Here is a 4,016-nt window from a genome sequence, read left to right as displayed (position 1 = left end):
TGGTGCTCGGCGTGTTCCTGGGCTCGGCGCTGTGGTGGCTCGGGCTGTCGACCGGCGTGTCGATGGTGCGGCACAAGCTCAGCGCGCGGGCCATGCAGTTCATCAATCGCCTGTCGGGCGCGATCCTGCTGGGCTTTGCGGTCTACCAGCTCTGGACACTGCGGGTGCACTGAATCGACATCGCGGGTCCGTCATGAAGACCCGCTTGCCGCCTTATGGCCTCAGCTTGCGTAGCGCTTTTCGAGCGCGTCGAGCTCGGGCTTGCGCACCAGCCGCTGGCGCTCGGCGAATGGCGCGACCAGCGCCGGGTCTTCGTCCACGCGCTTTGTTTCGCGCAGCACCGTCAGCGCCTTCTGCATGCCGGNNACAGCACGATGCCGTAGCCCAGGCCGCCGAGTTCCTCCGCGCCGAAGATCGGCGTCTTGCCGCCGATCACCATGTTCATGAGCTGCGGCTTGTTCAGCCGTTGCGGCAGCGCCCGAATTTCTTCGGCGGTGGTCACAGCTTCGACGAAGAGGATGTCGGCACCGGCCTCGCTGAACTTCTGCGCGCGTTCGATGGCGGCCTCGAAGCCCAGCGTGGCGGCCGCGTCGGTGCGCGCCATGATGAGCAGGTCGGGGTCTTGCCGCGCATCGACGGCCGCCTTGATTTTGTTGACGGCCTCTTCGGTGGAGATGACGTCCTTGCCCGAGAAGTGGCCGCAGCGCTTGGGCGCGACCTGATCTTCGAACTGGATGCAGTCGGCGCCCGCGCGCTCCAGCACGCGCACCGTGTGGCGCACGTTCAGCGCATTGCCAAAGCCGGTGTCGGCATCGACGATCAGCGGCAGCCCGACGGCATCGCGAATGCGCGCCGTGTGGTCCGCAATTTCGTGCAGGCCCATGAAGCCCTGGTCGGGCAGGCCGAACCACATGTTGGTCACGCCCGCGCCGGTGACGTAGATGGCTTCGAAGCCCAGGTCCTCGATCACGCGCGCCGACAAGGCGTTGAAGGCGCCGGGCACCAGCACGCCGCGGCGCGCCTCGGCCAGGGATCGGAGGGTCTTGCGAGTCGACATTGGTTCTTCCTGTGAATGAATTCTTGAAGGCTCAGAAGGCGTTGCCGGGGATGCGGACAAAACCTTCCATCAGCACGCGCGCGCTGCGGCTCATCACGGCCTTGGTCACGCACCATTCGCCATCGACCTGGCGGGCCTCGGCGCCCACGCGCAAGGTGCCCGAGGGGTGGCCGAAGCGCACGGCCGCGCGCTCGCCACCGCCGGCCGCCAGGTTCACCAGCGTGCCCGGAATGGCGGCGGCCGTGCCGATGGCCACGGCCGCCGTGCCCATCATGGCGTGGTGCAGCTTGCCCATCGACAGCGCGCGCACCAGCAGGTCGATGTCGGTGGCCACCACGGCCTTGCCGCTGGACGCGGTGTAGGCCGCGGGCTTCGCCACGAAAGCGACCTTGGGCGTGTGCTGCCGGCCGGCCGCTTCGCCGATGTTCGCGATGAGGCCCATGCGCACCGCGCCGTGCGCGCGAATCGCTTCGAACTTCGCGAGCGCCGCTGCATCGCCATTGATGGCGTCCTGCAGCTCTGTGCCGGTGTAGCCGATGGCCTCGGCATTCACGAAGATGGTCGGAATACCGGCGTTGATCATGGTTGCCTGCAGGGTGCCGATGCCGGGCACTTCCAACGCATCGACCACGCGTCCGGTCGGGAACATGGCGCCGCCCGCGCCCTCTTCTTCCGCGGCCGGGTCCATGAATTCGAGCTGCACCTCGGCGGCGGGAAAGGTCACGCCATCGAGCTCGAAACTGCCCGTCTCCTGCACCGCGCCATCGGTGACCGGCACGTGCGCGACGATGGTCTTTCCGATGTTGGCCTGCCAGATGTGCACCACGGCCACGCCGTTGCGCGGCACACGTTCGGCATCGACCAGCCCGTTGCTGATGGCATAGGGTCCGACGGCGGCCGAGAGGTTGCCGCAGTTGCCGCTCCAGTCCACGAAAGGCTGGTCGATGGACACCTGGCCGAACAGGTAGTCCACGTCGTGGCCGGGCCTTCTGCTCTTCGACAGGATGACGGTCTTGCTGGTGCTCGACGTGGCGGCGCCCATGCCGTCGATCTGTTTGCCGTAGGGGTCGGGGCTGCCGATGACGCGCAGCAGCAGCGCATCGCGCGCCTTGCCTGGCACCTGCGCGGCTTCAGGCAAATCCTGCAACCGGAAGAACACGCCCTTGCTGGTGCCGCCGCGCATGTAGGTGGCGGCAATCCTGATCTGCGGTGTATGCGTTGTGTTCGTCGTGTCGGCCATGGTCAGGCGGCTTTCGTTGATTCCAGAAAATCCTGCGCGAAGCGTTGCAGCACGCCGCCGGCTTCGTAGATGGAGGCTTCTTCGGCCGTGTCGAGGCGACAGGTCATGGGAACCTCGAGGCGCTCGCCGTTGCGGCGGTGAATGACCAGCGTCAGGTCCGCGCGCGGCTTGCGCTCGCCGATTACATCGTAGGTCTCGGTGCCGTCCAGGGCCAGCGTCAGGCGGTTGGTGCCGGGCTTGAATTCCAGCGGCATCACGCCCATGCCGATGAGGTTGGTGCGGTGGATGCGCTCGAAGCCCTCGGCCGCGATGGCCTCCACGCCCGCCAGCCGCACGCCCTTGGCCGCCCAGTCGCGCGACGAGCCCTGGCCGTAGTCGGCACCCGCCACGATGATCAGTGGCTGCTTGCGCAGCATGTAGATCTCGATGGCCTCCCACATGCGCATCAGCTGGCCTTCGGGCTCCACGCGGGCCAGCGAACCGGCCTGCACCGAGCCGTCGGGCTTGCGGGCCATCTCGTTCTTCAGCGTCGGGTTGGCGAAGGTGGCGCGCTGCGCGGTCAGGTGGTCGCCGCGGTGCGTGGCGTACGAATTGAAGTCTTCCTCGGGCAGCCCCATCTTGTGCAGGTACTCGCCGGCCGCGCTGTTCATCATGATCGCGTTCGACGGCGACAGGTGGTCGGTGGTGATGTTGTCCGGCAGGATGGCCAGTGGCCGCATGCCCTTCAGCGTGCGCTCGCCGGCCAGTGCGCCTTCCCAGTAAGGCGGGCGGCGGATGTAGGTCGATGCGGCGCGCCAGTCGTACAGCGGCGCCACCTTCTGGCCGCTGTCGGGCTGGATCGCGAACATGGGTTCGTACACCTGGCGAAAGTGCTCGGGCTTGACGCTGGCCTTCACGATGGCGTCGATTTCTTCGTCGGCCGGCCACAGGTCTTTCAGGCGAATCTCCTTGCCCTCGAACACGGTGAGCACGTCTTTCTCGATGTCGAAGCGCACGGTGCCGGCAATTGCGTAAGCCACCACAAGCGGCGGTGACGCCAAAAATGCCTGCTTCGCATACGGATGGATGCGGCCATCGAAGTTGCGGTTGCCCGAGAGCACGGCGGTGGCATAAAGATCGCGCTCGACAATCTCCTGCTGGATCGCAGGGTCCAGCGCGCCCGACATGCCGTTGCACGAGGTGCACGCATAGGCCACCACGCCGAAGCCCAGTTGCTCCAGCTCGCCCATCAGGCCGGCCTCTTGCAGGTACAGCGTCACGGCCTTGGAGCCCGGCGCCAGCGACGACTTGACCCACGGCTTGCGCACCAGGCCCACGCGGTTGGCATTGCGCGCCAGCAGCCCCGCCGCAATCACGTTGCGCGGGTTGCTGGTGTTGGTGCAGCTGGTAATGGCCGCGATGATCACCGCGCCATCGGGCATGCGGCCCGGCTCGTCCTGCCACGGCGCGGCAATGCCGCGCGCCGCCAGCTCGGAGGTGGCCACGCGCGCATGCGGGTTCGACGGGCCGGCCATGTTGCGCACCACCGTCGACAGGTCGAACTGCAGCACGCGTTCGTACACGGCGTCTGTCAGCGCATCGGCCCACAAGCCGGTGTGCCGGGCGTAGGTCTCGACCAGCCGCACCTGCCCGTCGTCGCGGCCCGTCAGGCGCAGGTAGTCGATGGTCTGCGAATCGATGGCGAACATCGCGGCCGTGGCGCCGTATTCGGGCGCCATG

The 4,016-nt window shown here is 67.3% G+C and carries 2 protein-coding genes and 1 pseudogene; all 3 read right to left on the bottom strand.

Annotated elements, in window-relative coordinates; genetic code table 11:
• Positions 1 to 221 precede the first annotated feature (221 nt).
• Positions 222 to 1,057: pseudogene (locus tag DBV14_RS31870) on the bottom strand (oxaloacetate decarboxylase).
• Positions 1,058 to 1,088: 31 nt separating this feature from the next.
• Complete coding sequence (gene prpF, locus DBV14_RS31865; protein ID WP_124465835.1) at positions 1,089 to 2,297, bottom strand: 2-methylaconitate cis-trans isomerase PrpF; 1,209 nt, start codon at positions 2,295 to 2,297, stop codon at positions 1,089 to 1,091.
• Positions 2,298 to 2,299: 2 nt separating this feature from the next.
• Positions 2,300 to 4,016 (bottom strand): aconitate hydratase AcnA (acnA, locus tag DBV14_RS31860; RefSeq protein ID WP_124465832.1); only part of this gene is annotated, 1,717 nt, incomplete at its 5' end.

Source organism: Variovorax sp. KBW07 (assembly GCF_003852515.1).
GTDB lineage: Bacteria > Pseudomonadota > Gammaproteobacteria > Burkholderiales > Burkholderiaceae_C > Variovorax.
This window is presented reverse-complemented; position numbering and strand designations above follow the sequence as displayed.

What these genes read in the sequence shown, in the direction of transcription:
- prpF (WP_124465835.1), bottom strand. Translation starts at nt 2,297, where the DNA reads ATGGCCGACACGACGAACACAACGCATACACCGCAGATCAGGATTGCC.